This window comes from Psychrobacter sp. 72-O-c (assembly GCF_904846605.1).
Lineage (GTDB): Bacteria > Pseudomonadota > Gammaproteobacteria > Pseudomonadales > Moraxellaceae > Psychrobacter.
This window is the reverse complement of sequence record NZ_CAJHBI010000041.1, coordinates 1-26826: the sequence shown is the minus strand read 5'-3', so window position 1 is coordinate 26826 and position 26826 is coordinate 1. Positions and strand designations below refer to the sequence as shown.

Genomic DNA, 26826 nt, shown 5'->3' with positions numbered 1-26826 from the left:
AGAGCTCCAATTCTGACGACTCTAATTCTGACGACTCTAATTCTGACGACTCTAATTCTGACGACTCTAATTCTGACGACTCTAATTCTGACGACTCTAATTCTGACGACTCTAATTCTGACGACTCTAATTCTGACGACTCTAATTCTGACGACTCTAGTTCTGATAATACTAACTTAGAACATGAACCCATAATAAAGCTTAGTAAAAGGAGCTACACTGAGACTTTTGATTTTTCCTCCAAAACTATTGACCTCTACACGTTTATAGATGAAATTAGGAACCGTAAAGGTGAAAAGATACTACAAAAAGAAGTAGATATATATTTGAACGGTATTAAGAAAGATGATCATTACTTATCTAATGTTCAAAATTCTCAAGAGTATAGCCTAACTTTCAAGTTCTTGGATGATTTGTCAATTATAACTAGTAATCCTATAAAGTTAAAATATATAAAAAATCGGCATGAACTACAGTCTAGTGAATCCAAGAACTCCCTAATAAACTCAGTTAGCTTTTCGTATGAAGTCACTATACCAGTAGCTGGTGAATTAATTTATCAAATTAATAAGCTATGGGCTATAGATGACGATTATAGAATAGTAATTACTCCTTCGCTCAGAACAATATTTGAAATCTGTTGTCAAAAAATTAATAATTTTGAAAATATTTTCGATATTAGTGAAGACAACCCAAAATATATTAAGTCTCTTGAGAAAAAAGTTGAAAAATGTGTAGAGCACATTCTTGACTACTCAAAAATAAGAGCTAATACTCAGTTTTATAGAAAAATAACTAATGAATATGATAATTTTAAGAATATATATATTCCTAAAGATTTTGAAGAAGCAGTTAAAAAATCTAATCTTGGGTCTCATTATGCTACTACGAATTTAGATAACGATAAAATTCAAAGTATTGCACTACATGCAGGTTACTTTGCTCAGCTCATAGATGCATATCTAAAAGATAGGGGTTATACTTAATATGAATATATCTTTTCAAGATTATCGGAAAAACGATATTCATGGCGTTAGTCTTTATCCCGCTACTATGATTGCACCTGTACAGAATATGGTTATGAAGAGTATTTTTGAGGTTGATAAAATCAAGACTGTGTATGACCCTTATCATGGTTCTGGCATATCTTTATATGAAGCTATTAAAATTGATGAGAACTGTGAAGTATATGGTTTTGATATAAATCCCCTTGCTCATCTTTTAACTTATATAAAATTAAAAGGTGTAACTAAGAATATTTACAATGATGTAAATGCTGTTAAAGAATTGATTCAGTGTGCCCCTTGCACTCCCTTAGAGTTTGATAATATTGGAAAATGGTTTAGAAAAGATATCATAGCAAGCCTATCTGAAATAAGATGGTCTATAACTCAAATCAAAAGTAAACGTAATAGGCTGTATTTTTGGTCTATTTTTTCGAAACTAGTTAGAAAATATAGTAATACTCGTTCTTCTACTTATAAATTGCATATAAAGAGTAGTGAGGATATTGCTAAGGTAAAGAATAATGTAATTGAAGACTTCCTAACTCAAATTAAGTTGAACGCAAAAAAATTTGATGTTAGAGCTAAGCACGTAAATTTAATTAAAGGTGACGTACTCAAGCTTGGTAATAAAATCAGACCCAACTCTATAGATCTAACCATAACGAGTCCACCTTATGGAGACAACCAAACTACTGTTACCTATGGTCAGTTTTCTTCATTGCCTCTTTTTTGGATTGATAAAAAGGATCTAAAGCTCGAAGGTTGGGAGCTTGATAACTACTCTATAATTGATAGAAAAAGCCTTGGCGGAAGTAGTAGAAACCAAATATCTCAAACAGGATTTTCTTTAATTGAGCCTTACTTATCGAAAATATCTAAACCTAAACAAAGAAAAGTTTTGAACTTTTTTGCTGACTATTTCTTATCTCTTGACCATATATGCAATGTAACTAAAAAATATATTGTAATGACTTTAGGTAATCGTACAGTTGACGGTATCAATATTGACTTAACTTCTATCACTTCAAAATACCTTGAAATTAAAGGGTTTGATAATTTGGAACTACTTAATAGATCCATTCCCAACAAAAGAATTCCTTCAATAGTTTCTTACCACGAAGGTGTGCCAATTCATTCAATGAGCAAAGAATACGTTATTATTCACAATAAAAAACAACCATAATTAACTAGCAATTATTTTACTGACTGTGGTGTCATTTATTGCTCTATTTACACTATCTTTCTTCTCCCGCCGATAACGCTCAAAATAACAAATCCCTGCGCCCAATCCTTTTTCCACTTCCTACGCCAGCTAAATGGATGCTGGCAGCCATGGCCCATATTTTATATATGAATACAAAACTTTAGCTCGTTTGTCAATTTATCTTATTTACACCCCTCTCATTAGCTATAATAATCCTAATAGCACCCCCACCTCTATCTATCTCCTCTGGTAACATTGGGCTAGAAAACATGGTGGTATTCAATTGACTTGTTTTTAGTAGCTGATACTTTTATTATTCTGTAAAATCGAACCTGCTATTTAATTCAACTTATCACTCTTATCCTTACTCCGCCGACACCGCTCAGAACAATAAACAACCTGCTCCCAATCCTTTTCCCATTTCTTACGCCAGCTAAAGGGCCGCTGGCAGACAGGGCAGACTTTTTGCGGTAAATTTACTTTTTTATGTGCCATAGTCTTCCTTACACTGTAAACTCATTAAGCCAGACTTAGAGCATCTCTAGTTTCTATTCCCTCTCAATCTTATTTCTGATGATCTAAGCCCTCATACTTCTTAATCCGGCGACACTGGTCTGAACAATAGACCATACTCTCCCAATTTTTATCCAACTTTTTACTCCAGCTAAACTCTCGGAGGCAGACAGGACATTCTTTTTTCCGTACATTTTTCTTTTTTTGCGCCATATATTTCTCATTAAATTGTTTAATACACAAATTATTTAAGACATTAGTTACTTAACACTAATTTCAAAAATGAAAAGTTAACGACCCCACACTGGCGATCGAACCACTCCGCCTGCTTTACTACTGATAGTATAGCTTGTACCGCCAGACAATGACCGTATGACTAGGCTACCACCCTTTTGTGCGCTGCCCTGCATATTTCGCGTTGGATAAACGGCATAACTGCCACTGGGTGATAAACGTGCTGGCTCATCAAGACCGGTTTCTGCTAGATTGACGACTTGCCCTGTTGATAGAGTCATGACCGCCGCTTGCCGACCGTTCAGATAAGCCATGCGCGTGCCGTCAAAACTCAGCTGCGGACTGGCAGCATAGCCGCCAGTAGATATCTTAGTGGCGTTGCCGCTCGCAAAGTCATAACGATAGATACGTGGACGGCCAGCGCGAACCTTATCACTGACATAGACGAAGCTTTTACCATCAGCAGCGTAGCTGGGCTGAACTTCAGTACTCGGTAGCGTGGTAAGCTGGGTGGTACTGCCATCCTTTAAACGCATCTCGTAGATATCGGCATTACCACCAACCGTCGAGCTATAGAGCATTTTCTGTCCATCCGGTGAGAATGACGCCGATAAATTGCTACCGTTAGCATTGACCACTAGATTATTCGTTTTACTATTGCGATCATAGATATAAATTTTTGGCGACTGGCGCGGTATTTGCTTACTGTATGCCAATAGCTGCCCATCGGTTGACCACGCCGGCGCATAGATATAGCCGTTAAGTTGCTCAATTAATTGTCTATCACTACCATCTGGGCGAATGCTATAAAGCGTAGATATTTTGGCAGCACCTGCGCCTTGTTCCTCTACATAGGCAATACTTCCTTGACGATCTATTACAGGCATCGCTGCCGTTAGAGGGTTAGTAGCCATGTTACTAGTATGAGAACGGGTAACGGTTGATAAAGTAGTACAAGCACTCAAAACACTCAAAGCAGCACCAAGAGTAGTGACAGCAATGGCTTTATAGAACGAGCTCTTATTGACCAAACGTTGGTTGATAGCAGAGATAACCATAAAGTAGAACTCAGTTAGATTTTGGCGAGAGATAAATATATAAATAATTAACAATCAAGAACAATAGTTATAGTTTAGCTCAATTATCGCTTAGCTTTTTGGTAAAACGCCATAAAAAATGCCCCACTACATCATAGTGAGGCGTTTTTTATTTATAAATCGTTTAACTTTTTTATAGTTATAAAACGATTTAGACTAACAAGCTACTGAGCAAAATTATTTAGATATCGCTTTGAAATGAGCAACTTGACTGGCATTAGTAATAGTTAACATAGGCACATTATTAGCACTTTTGCTTAAGCTATATTTACCTTGTACTGTTGCCATGGTCGCAGTATCGAAGCTGGCTTGTGGCTCAGGGCAGGCCATCATAGTGCTAATAACGTTATTTAACTGAACGTTGTTATTCACAATTTTATACTCAGCGCCCATGTTATTACAAGTGTTTATGAAAGTAACACGGTTATTGCCATTAACATTCATGAAGCTTAGCGTTAACGGTTTGGCTGGATCAAAGAATAACTGAGTAACTTTAGCGCCATTAGTACGTGTAGCATCGACTAACTGCCAGTTATGAGCTTGTAGTGCATCATTGGTAAGTGTCTGGGCAACTGGTGCAGTAACGCCTGGAGTGGTTTGGCAACCGGCCGCTAGTGTACCTACAGCAAGGGTTGCAGCCATCATTACTTTAGTCATGTTTTTCATATAAACTCCTAGAAGAATTAAATTAATTGTTGTTGCTATAATTATCTTTATAAGCATTCTTATGGATCATCGTTTTATTATTACTACCTAAAGACTTTATTATACCTACTTAAAAGAGGCGCCATTATGTAGTGCTGGTATGTGTTTGTCATGACAGGTTATGTATATGCTTCGGTCAGTGTTTGTTCCTGAGTATAGCCGTTTTGCTAACCTCTATTGCTAGTTGGGATATTACCTGCTAACGGTTTGTTACACTTTATGAGTTTAGCGGCATGACTAAGCCATAACATTGGACCATTTACGGTTGGTTCTCATCTGTAATACTCTCTCCGTCATCCTCTACTTCTGGTAATGAAGGAGATGAACTCTTTGGCTCTGTAGTAAATTTAGCCTTATTTTGGGCAGGAGAAGCATCAAGTCCTTTATATGGATTGGACATATCTGGCGCTGATCTACTATTAACGCTAGGGTCATTATCTACTATATTAGAAGCTGATTGAGAAAACTCTGCGTCAACATCATTAGACTTAAACCATATAATAATCGCCCCGATTATTATGATAACCGCGGCGATGATGAGAATTGCTAAAGTGGCTGGATGACGATTATTTGACATAAAAAAAGCGTTTTGTTTTATAAGTCAGTTTATATTTTAAAATTCAGCTTATAAGCCTACGTTTTTAAGACGATTTACCTGACCACGGTATAAGGTTTTTGGATTTACCTCTCCCCATGCAGTCAAGCCTAATACCTGATTGACCGCGTCTAAATGGTTCATTCTATAATCCTCTCGAATCACTTGACCAAGTCGGCTTGAGCAGGCAGATACCACGCCATCGTTTGCCTCACCCTTAAACGATAAGCTCGTCAACGCTAATGCAACGTCACCGACATCAAGGACATTGGTCACTTGCCCAACTCCGCTGAATGAGTAATATTTAATACCATTGACTTGGGTGTTGGCTGGCTGACCACAATACCGTGGCGGCATCGCTGCAGGAAATTTAGCATTGAAGCGTGCTGCGCCATCGGTAGACAAAGCAACGAGAGATTTCCAACCATCTTGTTCTTGCAATTCCCAAATACTAGTACCAGAGCTAATATCTGTGAAGCCACCGATGAGATCTAAGAGGCCCAATGCAGCATCGCCAACCACACCGGTTGCTGAGATAGTTTTGAGTACATCATCTGCTGTTTTTGACCCTTGTTCCGGGCTTGAGACGGCGGTAACTGAAGCCACGTATTGTGGCGCAACGCCAGCAACATAGCGGATATCAATACCGCCCTGACTGTGCCCAAGTAAGTTGACTTTAGGTTTGCCTGAAACGGCCGTAATAATTTTTATTTGTTGCAGCAACTGCTCACCACGAACCTCACTATTATTAACTGCTGAGGTTTTGGTCGCATATACATTAGTACCGTTTCTCATTAAATCCTGAGGAATACCATAAAAATAGTCGAGTACCCCGAACAGCTTATTGAAACCACCAAGTCCATGCGCCAGTACGACTGGATACTGGGTTTTGGTATAGTTTGAGGTAAAGTATTTACTACTAACCAGTTCGCAACCATTAGCATTGGCACAGTTGTAATACTGTCCAGCGGCTTGAGCAGAAGTGGTTTGCAGGGTCATTAGGAGGATCCCAGTACCAATCGCACCAAGAGTCGGTAAAAATGCACTGGGTGTTATGGCCTTACGAAGATAAGCGCTGAGCTCAATAACTTTTATTTTCATGGCTTTCTTTTTCATAATAACGTCCTTGTTATCATCAGAAACAATGAGGGTCGAATACCTTTATCCTAAAAATGTCTTCCCAGGAAAAGCTGAGAAAGACAATCGCTATTCCTTTTAGCAACTTAAAATACATTACGAATATATTCTGCAACATGCAACAAAACTTTGTTAATTACTGTAATATTAACGTGACGACGCAGTCACTATAAATAGGAGTATGTGTCTGATATAGCTGCTATTAACGCGTTGTGGCGATGACTAATGGCAAAACCGAGACACACTCATTTATGGTATAATTCAGCCACATAAATTCTATAACTATAAGACCAACAATGATGACTAAAAAATCTCTTATCCAGTCTCCAGAAGCCATAGAAAAAATGCGTGTGGCCGGTAAGCTTGCCAGCGATTTACTCGTCATGTTAGACGAGCATGTCAAGGTTGGTGTCAGCACAGAAGCGCTGAACCAAATTGCCCATGACTATATCGTCAATGTGCAACAGGCTATTCCTGCCCCGCTTAACTACAATGGTTTTCCCAAATCTATCTGTACCTCAGTCAACCATGTGGTCTGTCACGGGATTCCAACCGAAAACAAACTGCTAAAAGACGGTGATATCATCAATATTGATGTGACGGTGATTAAAGACGGCTATTACGGTGACACCTCAAAAATGTGGGTCGTCGGTAATGGCTCCATCATGGCGCATCGTATCTGTAAAGTGGCACAAGATGCCCTATATGCTGGTATGAAAGTCGTCAAAAATGGCGCACGCTTAGGCGATATTGGCGCGGCTATTCAAGAAGTGGTCGAGCCTGAACGCTTTAGTATCGTGCGCGAGTTCTGTGGTCACGGTATCAGCGATGAATTTCACCACGAGCCACAAGTGATGCATTATGGTAAAAAAGGCACAGGTTTTGAGTTAAAAACTGGCATGACTTTTACTATTGAGCCGATGATTAACCAAGGAACATGGCAGACCAAGATTTTGCCAGATGAATGGACCGCGATTACCAAAGATCGTAAGCTGTCCGCGCAGTGGGAACATACTATGGTCGTGACTGATAATGGTTGCGAGGTATTTACTACTCGTCCTGAAGAAGATTTAAGTTTTTTAACTCAGTAATATAATGAAAGACCGCTTAGGCGGTCTTTTTTTTGGGTTAATTATATAAGTGAAGTATTGCATTTACTATTTTCTTACCCTTATAATTTTTATTGTTCTTATTTTACATTTTTAATTGGATAACGCTCATGTTTACTTGCGATGTTGCCTCCATTTATCTTTCTCCACTACCGCCACTATTATCGGCTAATATGCCTGCAGCAGAAGTTACTGCGGATACTCCATTACTGGGTATTCCTGAATGGTTGACGCAAATCAATGAGGATATCAGCCGAGAGCTTGAACGCGGCGTTAATATCCGCCAGTTGGTAGAAGCACGCGCCTGTGCCATTGATGGCTTGCTTATCACCTTGTTCTCTTGGTTCGAGCTTGATAAAACTGATTTAGCCTTGTTTGCCACCGGTGGTTATGGCCGCGGTGAGCTGTCGCTATATTCAGATGTGGATATTTTGCTATTGTCTCCTAGTGATATTGATAATAGTGTCAGCACAAAAATTGATCGCTTGGTCGCTATGCTATGGGATATTGGCCTTGAACCGGCATTATCAGTGCGCAGTGTCGATGACTGCTTAGAGGCGGCGAGTGATCATACGATTGCCAGTAGTTTGTTAGAAGCCAGATTGCTCATTGGCAATGAAGTCTTACAGGATGTGCCAAACGATATCGTCAATAAATTGTGGTCACAGCGTGATTTTTATGACGTGAAGATTGCCGAGGCCAAGTCGCGTTACCTTCAGCACAATGCCACAGAATATAACCTTGAGCCTAATATCAAGACGGCTCCTGGCGGTCTACGTGATATTCATATCATCGGCTGGGTGACTAAGCGTTACTTTCGGGTTGGTAAGCTTTACGACTTGGTACAGCAAGACTTTTTGACCGAAAAAGAGTTCGATGATCTGAACTTTTCAGAAGCTTACTTATGGCAAATACGCCATTATTTGCATGAGCTGACCGGACGCAATGAAAACAAGCTGCTATTTGATTACCAGCGCGATATTGCCCAGCGTATGGGTTATGAGACCCAGTCGGATGATCAGCCTAATGCAGCGGTAGAGCGCTTTATGCGCGACTATTATCGCTGTGCCATGCAAATATCGACGCTATCCGAGATGCTGATCAATCACTACTATGAGACCATTATAGAGCCGCAGTTACCGGATGATGAACGCCCAAGCAAACGCCCCCTTAATGCTCACTTTAATCAAATCGGTGAGCAAATTGCAATGGCGCATCACAGAGTTTTTGCTCAGCATCCTGAAGCGATTTTAGAGATGTTTTTACTCATGGGTCAATATGGGATTAAAAACGTCCGTACTAAAACTTTGCGCGCATTAAAAATTGCGGCTCGCGGTATTGATCAAAACTATCGTGATAATCCTGAACATCAAGCATTGTTTTTGGCCAACTTAAAAGAACAGAACTATCTGTTTCACCGCCTACGTGCCATGAATCGCTACGGGGTGTTGGGCAACTATATCCCAGCCTTCGCGCAAGTAACTGGGCTGATGCAATATGATTTATTCCATCGTTATACGGTCGATGCCCATACGCTGTTCTTGATTCGAATTTTGCACCGCTTTACTGATGAACGCTTTTATCAAGACTTTCCGCTGGTTAGTTCCATTTTTCAGCGTATCGAGCGCAAAGAGATTTTGGTATTGGCAGCGATGTTCCACGATATTGCCAAAGGTCGCGGTGGTAACCACAGTCTGCTGGGTGAAACCGAGTCGATTGATTTTTGTTTGGCACATGGTATGAGTAAGGCCGATGCTCGTTTGGTTGGTTGGCTGACGCGCTATCATCTTTTGATGTCGATGACCGCACAGAAAAAAGACATCTCTGACCCTGAAGTGGTCACTGTTTTTGCAGATCTAATTGGCAATGTAACCCACCTCAATCATTTATACGTGCTGACAGTCGCTGATATGAACGCCACCAATCCACAGCTATGGAACAGCTGGCGGGCGACACTCATGAAACAACTGTACTCACAAACACGTCGTATTTTACGCGCTGATATTGATGCGCCAACCAATCGTCAAGAGATGATCGGTGCCACGCGCAAACAAGCGCTTGCGATGCTAGATAATGTCGATAATCAGCATATGAATCGCGATGAGGTGCTTAGATTGTGGGATGATTTGGGCGATGAGTACTTTTTGCGAGAAATTGCAGAAGATATCTTATGGCATACCGAGGCCATCTTGAACCATCCGCCTATTGGCTACGCTTCTAACGCTGATAGCGCGCCGCTGGTTGTACTGCGTGAGCATCGAGAACTGGCACTTGATGCCGTACAGGTTTTTGTTTATACCCAAGATCAGGCCAACTTATTTGCCGTGACTATGGCCGTGTTTGATCAGATGAATTTAGACGTTTTGGATGCGCGTATTATTACCGCTACCCGCGATTTTGCCTTGGATTCTTACGTGCTACTGGATCGAAGTGGTACGCTATTAGTCGATGAAAACAGTCAAGAAGAGCTCAAGCAGCGATTGATTGATGCCTTCAAAAATCCGACCGTACCTAAGCTTACTCATAAGCGTATCCCGCGCCAGCTGAGACATTTTGAAGTAGCCACCACCATCAGCTTTGAGTTTAATGAAGCCTCAGATCAACATATTATGAGTTTGCAGACGCTGGATCAGCCGGGGTTATTGGCGCGAGTAGGACAAGTGTTTTTGCAACAAAAAATCGAGGTTCACGCTGCGCGTATTACTACTTTAGGCGAGCGTGCAGAAGATATGTTTACTATCAGTGACCAAGACGATAAACCGTTATCTGCTGATAAGCTCGAAACGTTGCAGGCCGCTCTAAGAGCGAGTCTTAATATACGTAGTGATGGCACTTATGCTTAATGGTCATTGTGTTTAATGGTACTGGTGCTTAATCGTACTTGTACTTGTACTTGTACTTAAGAGAGGCTGCTATTTTAGAGGGATTGCTTAAAAAGGGCTATTTAAAACAAAGCCCTTAGGGCGTGTCATCAATTAGATCATACTTTTGTATATCATCTTGCCGGCATAGGGTGTCAGTTCAACGTCAGCAAGCTCTAGAGGTAATACCCTTGCCGATATTTCATGCTGTGATAGTAACAAACGTCCGGCTTCAACTTCTTTTTGCAATAGGCATTGCAAGCTTGCCAAACGTAACTGCGCCTTATAACGCTCATGAATATGCTGCAAAGAAATAGGAGCATGGGCATGAATATCAGGGAAAATACTGTCAGACGCTAAAACAATCATCTCATTGAGTGCTTGCTCACACATAAAGTCAGCTTTATTGATCCTACTTTGTAGATGATTGGCTAGCCGCCCTCTGGAGGAAAATATAGTAATAAAAATCAGCGTTTGTATTCCAAATACGACCATATATTGCCATAAAGGTAGCGTCATATGTAGCAGCTTGCTCAGCAGCATCAGCACAATAGCTACTATCACATAGCTGACTAGTTGCCATAGCAACCACATGATGAAGCTATTGTCTCCAAACCAAAACATTCGCCGTTCTCTAAGCATGACAAGGCGCTGACGTGCTTGCCACCATTGCTGCTCACGACGTTGTAGCTCTTTATAAAATTCCGTGCGCTGCTCACTATTATTAGAGAAAATAGGCATATCAGTCAATCATCCTTACAACAAACCATTCTAATGCGCGGTGGTCGTTGCATTTATTTTTATAAGCTATCGATAATAAGACAAAAAATAAGAGAAGTGCTACACTGCTAAAATGTAACTTTTCTTTATAACTTTATAACTTTATAACTTTATAACTTTATTACTAATTGTCTATTATAGTTACCACCCCTAACAATCACAACTTATAGTTATCACACTTATGAATCACAACTTAACGCATTTGCATCCTTATCCTTTTGCTAAAATGGCTACTTTGCTTGCTAACAGTAGCCCCTCCGCTCTTTATTCTGAGATTAAACTGGGTATTGGTGAGCCAAAGCATGCTCCGCCAGCATTTGTATTGGACGCATTAAAAGAAAATCTGGACAAAATATGTCTTTATCCCACTACAAACGGTACTTTTGAGCTACGTCAAACCATTGCTCATTGGCTTGAGAAGCGATTTTTTCTCCATCATGTCGATGCCAATACTGAAGTTTTACCGGTAATGGGCACGCGCGAAGCGATTTTTAGCTTTGCGCAAGCGGTGATTGATCATAATGCAGATACAGAAAATACAGAGACCAGCCTAAAAGACAGTACAGAAAGCAATATAGAAAGCAACCAACCGTCTTCACAACACTATAATCCTGTCATTGTAATGCCCAACCCCTTTTATCAAATCTATGAAGGCGCAGCGATACTTGCGCAGGCAACGCCGTACTTTGTGCCATGCACGTTAGATAATGATTTTAAAGGTGACTACCGCGCGGTACCAAGAGAAATTTGGGCGCGAACGCAGCTGTTATTTGTCTGTAGCCCGAACAATCCTACCGGCTCGGTAATGACCCTGGACGACTGGGAGATGCTCATTCGTCTGTCAGACCAATATGGCTTCATCATCGCTAGTGACGAATGTTATAGCGAGTTATACTTTGATGTTGCGCCCATAGGCTTGCTCCAAGCATGCACCGCTCTGGGTCGTGATAACTTTAAAAACTGCGTGGTGTTTCATTCCTTATCCAAGCGCTCAAACCTACCCGGTCTACGCTCAGGCTTTATCGCTGGCGATGCCAATATTTTGCAATCTTATTTACAATATCGCACCTATCAAGGCTGTGCGATGCCGATTCCGCATCAACTTGCCTCTATTGCGGCTTGGCAAGATGAAAAGCATGTGGCGCAAAATCGTACATTGTATCGAGAAAAATTTGCGCTATGGATGACTGAGCTAGGTGAACTATTAGATCTACGGATGCCAGAAGCTGGGTTTTACTTTTGGATAAAAGTCCCTGAGCAGTTCGACTGCGATGATGAGATGTTTGTTAAAGCGCTATATGAACAAGCCAATATTCATGCGCTGGCAGGGCGTTACTTATCGCGGGAAGTTGAGGGTAAGAATCCAGGACAAGGCTACGTCCGTATTGCCCTAGTGGCCAGCGTTGAGGAAAGTCGTGAAGCTATCAGTCGTATTCGTAAACTGCTTAACGCATAAGGTTCAGAGGAAAAAATTAAACACGGTAGTTTCTCAAGATTAAAATATCCCTGATAGCTCATTGCTAAATGCTTACCAAATCTCTGTAACTCCCTGCTAATATCAATGTTATTGGGGATAAGCAGCAAGATAATGCTATAGTAAAAGTATATAGCTACTATCCGCTGCCTGTTATGCGTTTCTTAATGTACTTGCCATCAAGGACGATGCCATGCCCCATCTTGATTTTACCCAACCACCCTTTGATGTCTTAAGCTTAGATGAGCGTCAAAGTCTCAAAAAAAACACCCAAGTCCGTTATCTTGCTAAAGAAGAAATCTTAGCTGCTGATGATCTACAGTACTTTTTTGTGGTGCTAAAAGGCCAAGTTGAGCAGCTGCTAGATGGCGAGTCTATCGCTTCTTATTTAGGCAGCAATCACTCCGAACACCTTAATAGCAATGACTGGTTTGACAGTCGACGCACGCCTGAATCGCGCATTAGAGCATACACTCAAGAGCATGAGAATACGCAGCAATACCAGTTCCGTGCTGCCGAGGACTCCTTGCTGCTACAAATTAATGGGGCGGCAATTGATAGAATTAGCGCGCAAAATCATCTAGTACGCCAACTATTATCAGATAAGCTACCTGAACGATTAAAGGCTTTGCAACAGCGGCGCAGTGCACAAGGAGTAGGCGCTAGCAGCTATACCGCTCAGCAAGAAGTACAGCAAATTATGTTGCAGCCGGTGACTGATGTCATTCTATTACCCGTACATATTGTCGACGCGGATAGTAGCTTATATCAGGCAGCTCGCATCATGACTGAAGCGGGACTTAAACACGTGCTGGTACGACCATCAGACCATTTAGAAGATACGAAAAACGCTAAACCTCACTCAGATCGTACGCTAGGAATTTTGACTGATAACGACATCTGCCGCGCCGTCAGTGATCAGCAAGACCCCGCCACTACTTTATGCCAACGCTACGCTAGTTTTAATCTGCGTACTATTAACGCTAACGATGAGATTGGCGATGCGCTATTAACCATGACCCGCTACCGTATTCACCGCTTACCCGTAATCGATGTCAACGGCAACGTAACAGGCGTACTGGGTCAAAGCGATATGCTCGCCCACATCGGTCATCATTCACAGCTGATTAGTATAGAGATTGAGCAAGCTAAAGACTTAACCAGCTTAGGTACGGCTGTTGAGCTGATTGGGCGCTATATTCGAGTGCAGCATCAAAACGGGGTCAAAATTGGTATCGTCAGCCGGATGGTACAGACGCTTAATGCGCAAGTATTTACTAAGCTGTGGCGATTGATTGTTCCCGATGAAGTTATGGCGAATACCTGTGTGATTGTGATGGGTTCAGAAGGGCGCGGTGAGCAGATCATGCGTACTGACCAAGATAACGCATTGATTATCCGCGATGGCTTTTCGCATCCTGGTTTGGCAGAGTTTTCTGAGACCTTTAATAACCAGTTGGCGAACCTTGGCTATCCTCTATGCGATGGCAATATTATGATGACCAACCCGATGTGGCGGCAACCGCTCAAGCCATTCAAAGCACAAATCAGTTTGTGGTTTAAGAATACCGATCCTATGCATGGTATTTATTTATCCGCGATACTCGATGGCGAGTACGTCTGCGGTGATAAGGCGCTGCTAACACAGGTTCGCGAACATCTAAAGGTAGCACACCGACAGTCAGATGGCATGTTTGTACGGCAGTTTGTTCGTGCCGCCTTACAGTTTGGCGAAGTCAGTCAATGGTGGCAAAAATTTGCCCCTCTACTTGGCAAATCCAGCTCGCATGACATTGATCTCAAAAAATCGGGACTTTTCCCACTAGTACACGGTGTTCGCACATTGGCGTTAGAACATGACATTTTACAGGTTCCCAGCTCCAGAGACCGACTAAAAGCGCTAGTACAAGCCAGCGTGTTAACGCAAGAGCGCGCGGATAATTTAGGTGAGGCATTGGAGTTTTTTATGGCACAGCGCTTAGCTGTGGCGCTAGCTACAGATGATAAATATGCAAGGCAAGTCGATCCCACTACCTTATCTGCTCTTGAGCGTGACGTATTAAAAGAATGTTTAGCGGTGGTCAAAAGCTTTAAAAATCAGTTACGTCGGCACTATCAGTTAGAGATAGGTTAGCAGTTAAAGATAGGAGAGACAGCTAAAGATATAATATAAGGGCTAACTTATGCTAACTATGGATTACGGGTTATGAATTTGGAAAAGTTATGAGCTGGCTCAAACAGTTAACAACCTCATGGAAAAAAACGCAGCTACAACGTCCAGAGCTGACCTCTATGTTTGAGCCACCAGTAGCGGAAAGTTGGGTCGCCATTGACTGTGAGATGACGGGGCTTAATCCTAGAAAGCATCATTTGTTATCGGTAGCAGCAATTCATATCAATGGTAATACTATCGATACCGGCAATGGTCTGCATCTGGTCTGCCGCCCGCCGGTCATGCCTGACCGTGATACTATTGTCATTCATGGCTTACGTAGCGCCGACGTTGAGATCGGTATCAGCTATGATGAAATGCTCGAGCTACTATTGCCTTTTATTGATAATCGGCCGATAGTAGGATTTTGTCCGCAGTTAGATACTGGGTTTTTGAATCCCTTGGTCAAGCGCTATATGGGCACTACCTTACCTAATGAGGTGATTGATGTGCGCCAACTATACAGTCGGCGTATGGGCGGTCGTGCCCAAGGCATTCCCAGTGAGTCGCAACATCTAAACAAAATATTAGCCCATTATGATATTCCCGAATTGGGTACTCATGATGCCTATAACGATGCGCTGATGACCGCAATGGCATTTTTGCATGTGCGCTGATATTCTTCTAGTCGATTCAAAATAAAAAAGAGTCGTTTAGAACAACGTGCTACTGGTATAAATTTTGCTTGCGTGCTGTTCGTAAGCGTGTTTCGATGCTGCAAAAAATTCATCCCAATAGCACTGTACCGTTTCCAAATTGGACTAACTATCGATGCTTTTTTAAAAGAGCCCTATAGACTTCTAAAGCCACGCGTTTATCTTTGGCAAGTTAGCCCTGCAATTCTTTTATCCTTATACTACGCCTACGCCCACTCAACAACTCATGTTATTATAGATGGTTTTTAATACCTGACGATAGATTTCCCATGCGAGCTACTTCTCAACTTTTTCATGCCCTTTCAGTTAGCGCCACCAGTAACGCTCCGCGTACTTACCTTATTGCGATGTCACAACCCCACATTAAGTCGCGCATCAAGCTAAATACCTTGCTAGGATTGGCCTTATTAGCACCGCTTAGTGCTCAGGCCGCATTGCCAGCAGCCATTCAAACGGCGCTCACTCGGGCAGGGTTAACGCCTACTGATATCAGTATCCTCATAACCCCAGTCGGCGAAAAGGATGCCAGTCGCTTACCCACTCCCATTCAGGTTATTGATAGTAGTCCGGTACCTGCAGCAAACACGACCCTTACTATTAAAGAAAGTAGGGTTATTACGGTCAGTAAGCAGGACATTCAACAAAAAGAGCGTCAGCTACAAGCTTATACCGATGATGCTTATACTTACCAAAGTGTCGAAAGCACACCCTCAATACTGTCAACGAGCGGTGGCATGAGTGGTAATTCTGCTGACAGCAATAACACATCAACCCCTATCAAACCTGTATTAAACCCTTTGCTCAGTCATCAGCCTGAGATTGCGCGCACGCCTGCCAGTACTATGAAGCTCATTCCCAGCTTTGTGGCTCTTGATACGTTAGGCGCTGACTTTGTATGGCTCACTCGGGTTTATCATACCGGAATGATGATTGGCAATCGTCTATACGGTGACCTCATTATTCAAGGTAGCGGTGATCCAAAAATGACTCACAAGCGCCTGCAACAATTGCTGTATAAAGTACAAAAAACGGGTATTCGTCATATTGACGGCGACATCATTATCGATAGCGCTATTTTCAACAATGTGAGCAAAAATCCTGCTGACTTTGATAACGCTCCGCTGCGTCCTTATAATGCCAGTCCCGATGGGTTTTTGGTCAACTTTAGCAGTATGGGTATTCAAAGTTACCCGCTAGGTAATGGCCAAGCGCAGCTGATTTATACTCCCCAGCTGGCAAATTATCAGCTGCCCAGTTTAATCAATACACGCCCAGCCGCTTGTGCTCGAGCCAAACGCAGCTTAACACCGCAGTGGCAAGCAGATAAATTAACGCTCAACGCCAAGCTGCCAGACAGTTGCGGTAAGCATTTATTTTATGTGGCTTATCCCAATGCCAAGGACTTTGCCGCCCGCGTGGTCGCGGCAAAATGGCAGCAGCTGGGCAATACGCTTAGCGGAAAAGTGCTTACGCAAGAAACACCTTATAACTCTGCTAAAACTAACCAAACAAAAAGCGGTTTGGCATCACTGCCACTCTCGCCACTACCCATTGTCAGCTATCCATCGCTGCCACTTGTCCAGCAAATATATGATATTAATCACTTCTCAAACAATGTCATGGCCGAGCAAGTGGCATTGTCATTGGGTGCTTATGGTAAAGGCAAAGATAATAGCAATAATCAAAGCTCGGGGGTTTCGACAGCACAATCTACCAATAACTCTACATCGCAGCCTATGAGTAACTATGTAAATAACTCTGCAACTAACCTCGCAACCAGCTTATACCAATTTGATCGGCCAAAACCTACCGACTATCCAGCCGCGCTACAGAGCATTAATCAGTGGTGGCAAACGAATCTGACCACCCCGCCGCCACATCTGACTAATGGTTCGGGGCTATGCCGCGACTGTACCGTTACCGCGGCCAACTTAAGCGAGCTATTAACCTACGCATACAACCACCCGAGCTTTGGTGCTTATGTTGATTCATTGGGCGTGGCTGGCGTTACTGGTACTATCGCGGCCCATAGCGAGCGCTTACCGGACTCAGCCGCGATTGGACGCGCATGGATAAAAACCGGTACCTTAAAAAACGTCACTGCAATGGCAGGTTATGTCAAAGGGCGATCAGGGCAGGACTATACCGTGGTAGGATTGATTGACACTAATCAAGCATTAAACCCTTATACTGCAAGACCAGTATTAGATGCCATGTTGAACTGGACGGCGCAGCACTGACAGCCACCCAGAAGACTCTTCTGGTCTTATGGGTATGACAGGTGGACGCTAAGAAGCAAGTGTTACCCTTTTAATTACGATGTTTTTTAATGACATTATTTTTTAATCTTAGTATAGGCAAGCTTATGTCACGCACAACGCCCAATCTTAGCAAGAAGCGTCAGGTTCAAACAAACCGTTCTGGGCAATCCCAAAAGACCCACTTGGTACAATACGTGGGCTTTTTTGCGGTTGGTTATATTCTTGCTAGCGCCATATTTATGATGATTCAAACCCAAATAACCATCAATCCGCAACTGGTAACCGCCTTATCTATCTTGGTTGGCGCTTATATTGCGGTACATAAATTCATCAAGCATCAACGCCGCCCGCTCACGAACAGCGAGATGAATCGCCTCACTATGGGTAGTATCGGCGTGGTGTGGTTACTGACTGCCATTTATTTGCTTGGCTTATGGCTATTTCTTTTCGATGCCGTCAGCCGTGAGGTCTTACTTGAAATGACAGTTCAGCAGCCCTTACCGCTGCTGAGTGCGCTAGTGATGATATTGGTATTGACCTTGGTCAGTGCTCGCTTAGGTATTTGGATATTCAATCGACTGCTTGCCCCTAAATAAAATAGGCATAAACGAACCGTATGTGCTCTTGACCCGAACATGCTACAAACTTTTTTCACCCTTGCTAAGCAAATTCCGTTAGGCTAACTTAAAGCGGTCGTATCTTGATGTACGAGCGACCCAAAATCATCACTAGGAGTGAGCCTCATGGATATGTTAGTTTTTGATAGTATAGACAAGCTTGGACGTATCGTCCTGACAGCAGTCATGGTCTATGTCCTCATTGTTGTCACCACCAAAATTTCTGGCAAGCGCGCCACCTCCCAGCTTAATAATTTTGATTGGATTGTTACTGTGATGATTGGTTCCTTGGGAGCCAGTACCATTTTGCTTGAAAGTATTCCCTTCATAGAAGGTGGTGCCTCTATCGTAGTGCTATATCTGTTGCAGTTTGTGGTGACCAAATATGCTTCTATATCACCACAATTTAGCAGCGTTTTATTATCTGAGCCGCGTATCGTCTTCTATCAAGGGCAGTTTTTACCGGAGGCCATGCGCGATGAACGCCTGACCCGTCAAGAGATTGAATGCGCCATGCGTTCCGACGGTATTAGGAACCTAGATGATGTTGAGGCGGTTGTTTTTGAATCTGATGCTAAGCTAACCGTTATTCCCAAAAATAAAGAGGCGTCAGACAAGGATACCGTCGCTGAGACACTTGCGCCGTTGACCGATTAATGAAGCGTGGTTGCCATATCAAAACGACTCCAATAAGGTAAAATAAACCTTATTTTTATTACAACCTTCATTATAACTATAGAATATAAAGGACAACTGGCAATGAAAGTACGACTTTTGACCGTTGGTAATAAAATGCCCAGTTGGGTGCAAAGCGGGTTTAATGAATATTATAAACGTATTCAACCAATGCTAAGCACCGAAATCGTTGAACTTGCTGCGGCCAAACGTGCTAAAAATCCGTCTGATTCCAATTTAGCACAGTACCGTGAGCAAGAAGGACAGACAATATTAGCCGCCCATGCTACAGCTGGACGCGAACAGCTGTGGGTATTAGATGTCAAAGGTAAGATGCTATCGACGGAAGGCTTGGCTGATAAACTGGCGGATGCCATGCAGCAAGGTGATGATATTGCGCTGGTCATTGGCGGCGCAGATGGGGTATCGCAGGAAGTATTGGCAAAGGCAGATGTGAAATGGTCGTTATCAGCGCTGACACTGCCGCATCCTTTAGTACGCGTGGTGTTAATGGAACAGTTATATCGGGCGATGAGTATCAATCACAATCATCCTTATCATCGTGGTAATTAAGAGATAGCAATTAAAAAGTGACATTTAAGAATTGGCATTTAAGAATTGGTATTTAGAGATTGGTATTTAAAAATAGTTAAATAAACAGTTAAATAAAACAAGTAGGAAACTCACAGCTATAAAATAGTAATAGTAAAACAGATTGAAAAATCCGCGCGCGCCCTAATAAACTCTGCATGAGCTATTCAAAACCTGCTAAACCTAACGTCTCTTATCCTAGTCAATATCGCGTTCATAATCGCAATGTTGCCGACGCAGCCACGCCTATATCTGCGGCAGTGGCTTGGGAAGATGCGCCTGCCGGACTGACAAATGCGGCGCGCTTGCCAGCGCTATTTATCTCGCATGGTGCCCCAACCCTCGCTATTGAACAGTCAGCAACGACTAGCGCATTGGCACGTATGGGACAAAACTTGCCCAAGCCGCGTGCGATTGTCATTATGTCTGCACATTGGTTGTCCTCTAAGCTTGAAATCAGCAGCAACCCTCAGCCAAAAACATGGCATGACTTTTCGGGCTTAGATCCTGAGTTATATCAATTAGAGTATCCAGCGGCAGGTCATGCCCCACTTGCTGAGTCACTTGCCCAGCAGTTGAATGCACACGGTATCGCATGTAGTGTCAATCCGATACGAGTTTGTGATCATGGCGTATGGGCACCGCTTCGGCATCTATATCCCCAAGCTGATGTCCCGATCGTTCAAGTCTCCTTGCCACAGCATTATGACAGTATCGCTTGCTACCAGTTGGGCGCACAGCTGGCACGTTTACTTGATGAGCAAATAATGATTATTGGCTCGGGGAATATTACTCATAATTTACAAAAGTTACGCTGGGAAGCAGCTAGTATCGACTCGGCCGCCAAAGACTTTAAACTGTGGTTACTGCAACAGCTTAAAACGGACATTCCTACTGCGTTAGATTGGCAACAATACCCCGATTATCAAAATATCCACCCGAGTGATGAACATTTATTGCCATTATTCTTTGCGTTAGGGGCTGGTCAACGGGTCTCTGTTGTTCATGAAAGTATGGCCCATCACAGCTTAGGTATGGATATTTATCGTTTTGATTAATAGCCCTTTGATTGGCTTTATAGTAATACCAAACAAAATAGCCACACTCATCAAACTCTCTATAGCTGAGATTCGTATGGCTGAAAGTAACCTTCTCGCTTGCTATGCGATATCGCTACTTCAAAGTCTTCGAAAAGTCTTCCAACCATACTGCATCATTTTTATAATACAATAACTACGTTTAATAATTATAAGACGTCATTACAAACATAGAAACACAGTTACTTTTGTGAGTACTACAGTTCAAAAGCCGATTTGGTAAACAGTCCTGCGCGCTCCATCTCCCCTGCTACACTCAATAACGTAGTCTCATCATTCATGCGCCCAATCAGCTGCATGCCGATAGGCAAACCTTTTTTACTCATACCTAATGGCAATGACATAGCGGGTAGTCCAGTGATATTACCTAGTATAGTAAAACCCATTTTACCTAACACTGGCGCGCTGAGCTTCTCAATCATACCCGAGCTAAAGGCAAATTTACCCATATTAAAGCCTTTATTAAGTATTCCAGCGCTACGCATCAGCATCTCATCCTTACGACTTGCCGGTAATATGCCATGCTTCACCGCAGGCGTAGGCACGGTCGGACACAAAATCATATCGTATTCAGTCAGCAGCTTCCCAGTCTGATATTGGCTGTTATGCCAGCCATGTTTGGCATGTACCAAGTCCACCGCCGACAACGAACGCCCAAGCATTGCCATATTATAAGTTTGCGGTTCAAGATTTTTTACGTGCTCAGCCCCAAAACAGCGCTCGACATTATCAATAGTAAAAGCCGTATGCGCGCAAACCACTACCAAAAAGTCATGCCAGAACTTATCAATATTAATATTAGGCTCAGCAGGAATAACGCGATGACCCATCGCTTCTAACTGGGCAGCGGTTTGTTCCAGAACGGCTAGGACTTCTTTATCCACTACAGTGTTGGCAACCAAAGGCTGTTTATGCAAGGCAATCGTTAGAGGCCTAGGAGAGCGCATGGCTGCTTGCAAAAAAGATCCCTCAGGTGGTGCAATGATGTAAGGCGCACCAATTTCAGCGCCACTGGTCGCATCGAGCATCGCTGCACTATCACGAACGCTGCGAGTGATAACGTGATCGGCGTTGGCACCATCCCACCCTTCACCAATTGACGGACCTGTTGGATTGCGTCCGCGACTTGGTTTCAGCCCAAACGTCCCGCACCATGCCGCAGGAAAGCGTATCGAGCCACCACCATCGCCTGCTCCTGCCATCGGCACAATGCCACTGGCCACTGCCGATGCGCTACCGCCTGACGAGCCTCCAGTGCTATAGCCTTTTTTAAAGGGGTTGTGCGCTACGCCATGCGCTTTAGGTTCAGTAGTGATAATTAAGCCAAACTCAGGGGTATTGGTCTTACCAAAGGTGTTTACGCCTGATGCTTTCATACGTTTGACGATTTCACTATCGTAGTCGGTCACGATATTGACGCTGCGGCTGCCCATAGTGAGCGGCTCACCAGCAAAATCAAACGATAAGTCTTTGAGTAAATAAGGCACACCAGTAAACGCACCTGCTGGCAGTCCTGCTTGCGCTGCTTCATAAGCGCGCTCATCAAAACGGTGGATGATGGCGTTCAATTTGGGATTAAGACTATTGGCCCTATCAACGGCTGCATCCAGCAATTCTTTGGCGCTAACTTCTTTTGAATTTACTAATGCTGCTAATCCTAGCGCATCATATTGGCTATATTCTTTGAACATTTCTGACCTTCCTTGGTATATAAGTGTTGACTGAGTATAGCGCGTTAAAACAAAGGGCAACAGACACCAGAGGGATAATGACCAGTCAGTAGAATAATTTGTATCGAAAATATCGTACTTTTGATCTTATTTAATTGCTCGCACTAACATTGGCAATGCGATTAGGGTCGCCAAAGACCTAAATATAATATTCCTAATCCTTGCTTCTAACATTGTGTAGGACTCATTTTGAATGAAATAAGACGAGCTACTCTCGTAACTCGTCTTCTTTTTATCTAATCAGATTTACTAGCCTTTATATCAGCTACATCAGCAGCTCACGCTTGCCACTTTTACCCATGGAGCTGACCAGTCCGGCTTCTTCCATAGAGTCAACAATCCTTGCCGCGCGGTTATAGCCGATACTAAATTTACGCTGAATACTAGAGGCTGAAACCTTGCGGGTCTCCATAATGAAGCCGACTGCATCGTTGTAAAGATCATCATCTTCACCGGAGGGGCTGCCAGTACTACCGCCAGGACTGGATAGCTCAAAGTTGCCAGCCATATTATCAATATAATCAGGTGCTCCGCGTTCACGCCACGCGTCACAGATGCTGTTAACCTCTTCATCGCTGACATAGGCACCATGGACGCGATCCGGTTCAATTTGCCCTGGGCCTAAGAATAGCATGTCACCGTTGCCGAGCATATCCTCAGCACCGCCACTATCCAAAATCGTTCGCGAGTCTACTTTTGAGTTGACCCGTAGCGCCGCCCGTACCGGAATATTAGCCTTAATTAAGCCAGTGATGACATCTACTGATGGACGTTGGGTCGCAAGTATTAAATGAATCCCTGCCGCCCGCGATTTTTGTGCCAGTCGGGTTATTAGCTCTTCAGCCTGCTTGCCTACCTGCATGATCATATCGGCAAACTCATCGGCAACAATGACAATCATCGGTAGGGTCTTAAGCTTAGGTGCTTGGCTGATACTCACATTATCGTTGGGTCGCCATAATGGATCTAACATCGGATTGCCTGCCTTTTCAGCGGCACGGACTTTCTTGTTAAACTCGTCTAATTTACGTACTTTAAGCAAACTCATGAGCTGATAACGCCGCTCCATTTCTGCCACACACCATGACAAGCTACTGGCCGCTTCTGTCATATCGGTAACTACGGGAGTTAGTAGATGCGGAATGTCATTATAGTTGGCAAGCTCAAGCTGCTTAGGGTCAATCAAAATAAGCCGCAGCTCACTAGGCGTATATTTGAGTAGCATCGATAGCAGCATAGCGTTGACCAATACTGATTTACCAGAACCTGTCGTACCAGCGACCAGCATATGCGGCGCACGCGCAAGGTCAGTAATAATCGCCTTACCGCCAATATCTTTACCCATTGCCATACTGATTTGCGCTTTGGGGTCGTTAAATTTTTCGGTATCGATCAGCTCAATTAAGCGCACCATTTCACGCTTTTTATTAGGTACTTCGATACCGATATAAGGCTTGCCCGGAATGACCTCGACCACCCGCAGAGACGCCATAGACAGCGAACGCGCCAAATCGCGTGAAATACCAGTAACCTTACTGGCTTTTACACCAGCAGCCAGCTCCACCTCAAAGCGCGTGACTACCGGCCCAGGAATGGCATTCACTACTTCCGCTTTTACATTGAAATCTTGTAGTTTGATTTCTAATAGTTCTGACAATTGCTCAAGCTCAGCCAAGGTATAGCTAGGCTGGCGATTAGGATCTGGCTTATCAAGAATAGATATTGCTGGAATAGCCGAAAGACTGTCACGATATTTAGCCGTTTGCATTGACCTTGAACGCTGAGAAAAAGCATCATCATCATGAATTTCAGGCATAACGGGGGTATGCAAATCATCGTCAGACGATCTATCGTCTTCTGGCATCATGTCGGTAATATGATTACTCGAATCGCCATCAGCTACTGCAAAGCTAAAGGTTGATTTAGGATCTATTACAGTCTCAACTCTTGTACTTTGATTGGCAGTCGCACCTGAATTAGTGGACGCTACCGTTGGAGTAGCTTTTGGATTAGCAGGTGGTGTATTGGTCGGAGTCATATCAGCTACCGCACTTGGTTCTTGCTGATGTGAATGACTGGTGCTTGCTGGTGCTGCTGAAACGATACTTGCTACTTGAGAAGCACTTGGTACTTTAGGTGAAATTAACGGCTCAGAATCATTTGGTAATTCAGATGACTCATTTACATTAGTTACCTCAGCAGATAAGTCAGTAGCAGAATCTAATGGCGTCTTTAGCGCTGGTTGAGCAATCGTGCTAGGAGCATTTTCTGATTCTGTAAACTCTGATGGTACAGCTACTGGAGCTGGAGCATGCTCTGCTAGCCAAGCGTCTGCCAAGCTATCAACACTTGAGCTATCTACATTTGACGTTAAAGTATGTGGTTCAGCAGTTGTCGTATTGGCAACCACCTCATTAGATGCTTGCTGAACAGAACCTTCTTCATGGTTAGAATTGAGATCAGCCGTCGATGTTTCTACAGGCACGAGTGACTCTACCTGTGTTGCTGAAGTATTTGATAGTTCAACGTTTGAAGGAGCTTTAGCATTATTATAAGAACTAGGAGCAGACACATTTTGCTCAGTCATTGACCCATTTGCTAATAAATTATCAACAGTACCTGCATCGTTCCATGCAAAACTAGGTTCAACTTTGCGTACGGTTGCGGCGGTAGGATTAGAAGCAGTCGCAGCGGAATGGGAGTCATTGGCAAAATTAGTAGAATGACTGTTAGGGGTAGATGCCGCTGTTTGTAAGCCGTCATTCATAGCATTCTTCGCCGCCGCAGCTGCCATAGAGGCTTTGACGCTGGCACCAAGCCCTGATTTAGCTAAAAAATCTGTCAAAACATCGCTGAAGCGACCGCTGTTATCTGATGCTTGATTGCCGTTATGAGAATTGTGATCAGATTGCAGCTCAAGTGGTAATTGCCCATAGTCTGGTTTTTCTCGCTGAGCATTCTCGTTTGTTGCATCTTCATCATCAGTGAGCAAGCTTTTGGTATTTTGTTGTATGGCATTTCTTTGTTGTGTGGCGTCATTTTCTTGCCCGGTTTGCGCGGGATTCTGCACACTATCCTCAGCCTTAACGCCAGAATCAAACCAGGCTAAGTTGGTAAGCTTATGATAAAGGACAAGCCAATGGATATTGAATGCAAAGGTTGCAGTAACAATGACGAATACTACCAAAAATGCCACACTACCCCACTGCGATAATAGCTGGGCCAAACGCGCCTGTAACTCAAGCCCAATAATACCACCAGCAACGCCTTCAAGCCCTGTGGCTACTGGATCTGATACCTGCTGAATCAAGGCTACCAATTGTGCAAACAAGGCACTCACACTTAATATCAAAAACACGTAAGTGACCAGCCGTAGTAACCAAAACGTCGGTTCATTGTCCCACCAAATTAGAACAGACTCATAGACCAAAAACGCCAGCAGCCACCATGCTCCAAAGCCAAAAAAGCTATAGAGTAGGTCAGACAACCAAGCCCCCATCGCGCCGCCCATATTATTAATGGTGGTCATATCGCTACTGATATGCGACCAACTGGGATCGTTACCGGTATAGGTCAGTAAAATAATGAACAAATAAACTGCCAATATTAACCCAAGAAGGGTAAATATACCTTTTTTTAAATACTCAATGAGCGGTGCTGATATCACGTAAGATCTGCCTTGTTATTAGTGCTTTATTAATACTAAATAGTCGCCAACGCATGATTAAGTCTAACCATGCTGAAATAAAATACTTATTTAAATTTGAGTAGCAAAGTGGCTATTATTACAGTGCTTATTACTACAGTGGCTATTATGACATAGCTGACCGCTTATTATGGCATAGCCAATAAAGGTATATAGAGTGCAATTTATGGCATAAAATACGCGTTTCGTAGTTACTAATCCTGTGCTCAGTACAACAGGTGCTAAATAAAACCACTGGCTAAATAGTGCCTATTTATAAAGCAGTTATCTATCAAGTGGCTATTATTGTAGCGCCTACTTATAAAGTACGCCTAAAAGTACTTACTTATCTTGTTCTTTACAGTAACTAATATTGTCTAATGCCTATTACACTCAGCATAACTTTGTATAATAACAAATACATAGCTTAAGTGGCGACCGTGTTATTAATAAACAATGTTAGGACTTACGCAGAAACTAACAGATATTGCTAATCTAGAGAATAACGTAGTAGCATAAAGTCATGAAAAAGCCCAGAGTAACCCGACTAGATTATTGCCAATATCTAATGGTGAGTCAAATAAAC

At 42.9% G+C, this 26826-nt stretch carries 22 protein-coding genes; 12 read left to right on the top strand and 10 right to left on the bottom strand.

Annotated features, from left to right (window positions below):
• Together JMX97_RS12295 and JMX97_RS12290 are read left to right on the top strand one after the other, a co-directional pair.
• On the top strand, nt 1-986 hold a 986-nt coding region (locus JMX97_RS12295; RefSeq protein WP_201558551.1), incomplete at its 5' end, for a hypothetical protein.
• A 1-nt stretch (nt 987) separates the two neighbouring features.
• Nucleotides 988-2190 carry a modification methylase gene (locus tag JMX97_RS12290; RefSeq protein WP_201558549.1) on the top strand — a complete coding sequence of 401 codons (1203 nt, stop codon included), beginning with the start codon at nt 988-990 and terminating at the stop codon, nt 2188-2190.
• Between the two features lie 47 nt (nt 2191-2237).
• Here JMX97_RS12290 and JMX97_RS12285 read toward each other — a convergent pair whose 3' ends face one another.
• The 7 genes from JMX97_RS12285 to JMX97_RS12255 all read right to left on the bottom strand — a co-directional run bounded on the left by JMX97_RS12285 (nt 2238) and on the right by JMX97_RS12255 (nt 6471).
• On the bottom strand, nt 2238-2348 hold the full coding sequence (locus tag JMX97_RS12285; protein WP_227671592.1) for a DUF2256 domain-containing protein: 111 nt from the start codon (nt 2346-2348) through the stop codon (nt 2238-2240).
• Nucleotides 2349-2550: 202 nt separating this feature from the next.
• On the bottom strand, nt 2551-2706 hold the full coding sequence (locus JMX97_RS12280; protein ID WP_201558548.1) for a DUF2256 domain-containing protein: 156 nt from the start codon (nt 2704-2706) through the stop codon (nt 2551-2553).
• 69 nt (nt 2707-2775) lie between these two features.
• A complete protein-coding gene (locus JMX97_RS12275) occupies nt 2776-2937 on the bottom strand; it encodes a DUF2256 domain-containing protein (RefSeq protein ID WP_201558547.1) in 162 nt (53 codons plus the stop codon).
• A 77-nt stretch (nt 2938-3014) separates the two neighbouring features.
• Nucleotides 3015-4016, bottom strand: a complete 1002-nt coding sequence (locus JMX97_RS12270; protein WP_201558546.1) for a PD40 domain-containing protein — start codon at nt 4014-4016, stop codon at nt 3015-3017.
• 216 nt (nt 4017-4232) lie between these two features.
• Nucleotides 4233-4721, bottom strand: coding sequence for an META domain-containing protein (locus JMX97_RS12265; RefSeq protein ID WP_201558542.1), 489 nt, complete (start codon nt 4719-4721; stop codon nt 4233-4235).
• A 298-nt stretch (nt 4722-5019) separates the two neighbouring features.
• Complete coding sequence (locus JMX97_RS12260) at nt 5020-5337, bottom strand: hypothetical protein (RefSeq protein WP_201558534.1); 318 nt, start codon at nt 5335-5337, stop codon at nt 5020-5022.
• 48 nt (nt 5338-5385) lie between these two features.
• Nucleotides 5386-6471: an esterase/lipase family protein gene (locus JMX97_RS12255; protein ID WP_227671591.1), complete on the bottom strand. Its 1086-nt coding sequence runs from the start codon at nt 6469-6471 to the stop codon at nt 5386-5388.
• Between the two features lie 320 nt (nt 6472-6791).
• On the opposite strand from JMX97_RS12255, the gene map reads away from it, so the two are divergent.
• Both map and glnD read left to right on the top strand, forming a co-directional pair.
• Complete coding sequence (gene map, locus JMX97_RS12250; protein WP_413786413.1) at nt 6792-7583, top strand: type I methionyl aminopeptidase; 792 nt, start codon at nt 6792-6794, stop codon at nt 7581-7583.
• A gap of 128 nt (nt 7584-7711) precedes the next feature.
• Entirely contained in the window at nt 7712-10444 is a 2733-nt protein-coding gene (gene glnD / locus JMX97_RS12245) for a [protein-PII] uridylyltransferase (RefSeq protein WP_201558530.1), read from the top strand.
• Between the two features lie 132 nt (nt 10445-10576).
• Here glnD and JMX97_RS12240 read toward each other — a convergent pair whose 3' ends face one another.
• Entirely contained in the window at nt 10577-11203 is a 627-nt protein-coding gene (locus tag JMX97_RS12240; protein ID WP_201558528.1) for a hypothetical protein, read from the bottom strand.
• A gap of 220 nt (nt 11204-11423) precedes the next feature.
• Between JMX97_RS12240 and dapC the strand changes: the two genes are divergently transcribed.
• From dapC to JMX97_RS12200, 8 genes are all read left to right on the top strand, one after another.
• On the top strand, nt 11424-12698 hold the full coding sequence (dapC, locus tag JMX97_RS12235) for a succinyldiaminopimelate transaminase (RefSeq protein WP_201558526.1): 1275 nt from the start codon (nt 11424-11426) through the stop codon (nt 12696-12698).
• 211 nt (nt 12699-12909) lie between these two features.
• On the top strand, nt 12910-14850 hold the full coding sequence (locus JMX97_RS12230) for a DUF294 nucleotidyltransferase-like domain-containing protein (RefSeq protein ID WP_201558524.1): 1941 nt from the start codon (nt 12910-12912) through the stop codon (nt 14848-14850).
• 89 nt (nt 14851-14939) lie between these two features.
• Nucleotides 14940-15545: a 3'-5' exonuclease gene (locus JMX97_RS12225; RefSeq protein ID WP_201558517.1), complete on the top strand. Its 606-nt coding sequence runs from the start codon at nt 14940-14942 to the stop codon at nt 15543-15545.
• Between the two features lie 308 nt (nt 15546-15853).
• Nucleotides 15854-17824 (top strand): D-alanyl-D-alanine carboxypeptidase/D-alanyl-D-alanine-endopeptidase, encoded by a 1971-nt coding sequence (locus tag JMX97_RS12220; protein WP_227671590.1) that lies wholly within the window; start codon nt 15854-15856, stop codon nt 17822-17824.
• Nucleotides 17825-17949: 125 nt separating this feature from the next.
• Nucleotides 17950-18441 carry an ABZJ_00895 family protein gene (locus JMX97_RS12215; protein WP_201558516.1) on the top strand — a complete coding sequence of 164 codons (492 nt, stop codon included), beginning with the start codon at nt 17950-17952 and terminating at the stop codon, nt 18439-18441.
• Nucleotides 18442-18588: 147 nt separating this feature from the next.
• A complete protein-coding gene (locus JMX97_RS12210) occupies nt 18589-19119 on the top strand; it encodes a DUF421 domain-containing protein (RefSeq protein WP_201558515.1) in 531 nt (176 codons plus the stop codon).
• A gap of 102 nt (nt 19120-19221) precedes the next feature.
• The gene (rlmH, locus tag JMX97_RS12205) at nt 19222-19710 is read left to right on the top strand and encodes a 23S rRNA (pseudouridine(1915)-N(3))-methyltransferase RlmH (RefSeq protein ID WP_201558514.1); all 489 of its coding nucleotides are present in this window, start codon (nt 19222-19224) and stop codon (nt 19708-19710) included.
• Nucleotides 19711-19886: 176 nt separating this feature from the next.
• The gene (locus tag JMX97_RS12200; protein ID WP_201558513.1) at nt 19887-20786 is read left to right on the top strand and encodes a DODA-type extradiol aromatic ring-opening family dioxygenase; all 900 of its coding nucleotides are present in this window, start codon (nt 19887-19889) and stop codon (nt 20784-20786) included.
• Nucleotides 20787-21022: 236 nt separating this feature from the next.
• Here JMX97_RS12200 and JMX97_RS12195 read toward each other — a convergent pair whose 3' ends face one another.
• Both JMX97_RS12195 and JMX97_RS12190 read right to left on the bottom strand, forming a co-directional pair.
• A complete protein-coding gene (locus JMX97_RS12195) occupies nt 21023-22516 on the bottom strand; it encodes an amidase (RefSeq protein WP_201558512.1) in 1494 nt (497 codons plus the stop codon).
• 304 nt (nt 22517-22820) lie between these two features.
• Nucleotides 22821-26222, bottom strand: a complete 3402-nt coding sequence (locus JMX97_RS12190; RefSeq protein WP_201558510.1) for a DNA translocase FtsK 4TM domain-containing protein — start codon at nt 26220-26222, stop codon at nt 22821-22823.
• Nucleotides 26223-26826 lie beyond the last annotated feature (604 nt).

Bases quoted from the DNA above. Each gene is read 5' to 3' on its own strand.
- JMX97_RS12290 (WP_201558549.1), top strand. From the start codon at position 988: ATGAATATATCTTTTCAAGATTATCGGAAAAACGATATTCATGGCGTT.
- JMX97_RS12285 (WP_227671592.1), bottom strand. From the start codon at position 2,348: ATGGGCCATGGCTGCCAGCATCCATTTAGCTGGCGTAGGAAGTGGAAA.
- JMX97_RS12280 (WP_201558548.1), bottom strand. From the start codon at position 2,706: ATGGCACATAAAAAAGTAAATTTACCGCAAAAAGTCTGCCCTGTCTGC.
- JMX97_RS12275 (WP_201558547.1), bottom strand. From the start codon at position 2,937: ATGGCGCAAAAAAAGAAAAATGTACGGAAAAAAGAATGTCCTGTCTGC.
- JMX97_RS12270 (WP_201558546.1), bottom strand. From the start codon at position 4,016: ATGGTTATCTCTGCTATCAACCAACGTTTGGTCAATAAGAGCTCGTTC.
- JMX97_RS12265 (WP_201558542.1), bottom strand. From the start codon at position 4,721: ATGAAAAACATGACTAAAGTAATGATGGCTGCAACCCTTGCTGTAGGT.
- JMX97_RS12260 (WP_201558534.1), bottom strand. From the start codon at position 5,337: ATGTCAAATAATCGTCATCCAGCCACTTTAGCAATTCTCATCATCGCC.
- JMX97_RS12255 (WP_227671591.1), bottom strand. From the start codon at position 6,471: ATGAAAAAGAAAGCCATGAAAATAAAAGTTATTGAGCTCAGCGCTTAT.
- map (WP_413786413.1), top strand. From the start codon at position 6,792: ATGACTAAAAAATCTCTTATCCAGTCTCCAGAAGCCATAGAAAAAATG.
- glnD (WP_201558530.1), top strand. From the start codon at position 7,712: ATGTTTACTTGCGATGTTGCCTCCATTTATCTTTCTCCACTACCGCCA.
- JMX97_RS12240 (WP_201558528.1), bottom strand. From the start codon at position 11,203: ATGCCTATTTTCTCTAATAATAGTGAGCAGCGCACGGAATTTTATAAA.
- dapC (WP_201558526.1), top strand. From the start codon at position 11,424: ATGAATCACAACTTAACGCATTTGCATCCTTATCCTTTTGCTAAAATG.
- JMX97_RS12230 (WP_201558524.1), top strand. From the start codon at position 12,910: ATGCCCCATCTTGATTTTACCCAACCACCCTTTGATGTCTTAAGCTTA.
- JMX97_RS12225 (WP_201558517.1), top strand. From the start codon at position 14,940: ATGAGCTGGCTCAAACAGTTAACAACCTCATGGAAAAAAACGCAGCTA.
- JMX97_RS12220 (WP_227671590.1), top strand. From the start codon at position 15,854: ATGCGAGCTACTTCTCAACTTTTTCATGCCCTTTCAGTTAGCGCCACC.
- JMX97_RS12215 (WP_201558516.1), top strand. From the start codon at position 17,950: ATGTCACGCACAACGCCCAATCTTAGCAAGAAGCGTCAGGTTCAAACA.
- JMX97_RS12210 (WP_201558515.1), top strand. From the start codon at position 18,589: ATGGATATGTTAGTTTTTGATAGTATAGACAAGCTTGGACGTATCGTC.
- rlmH (WP_201558514.1), top strand. From the start codon at position 19,222: ATGAAAGTACGACTTTTGACCGTTGGTAATAAAATGCCCAGTTGGGTG.
- JMX97_RS12200 (WP_201558513.1), top strand. From the start codon at position 19,887: ATGAGCTATTCAAAACCTGCTAAACCTAACGTCTCTTATCCTAGTCAA.
- JMX97_RS12195 (WP_201558512.1), bottom strand. From the start codon at position 22,516: ATGTTCAAAGAATATAGCCAATATGATGCGCTAGGATTAGCAGCATTA.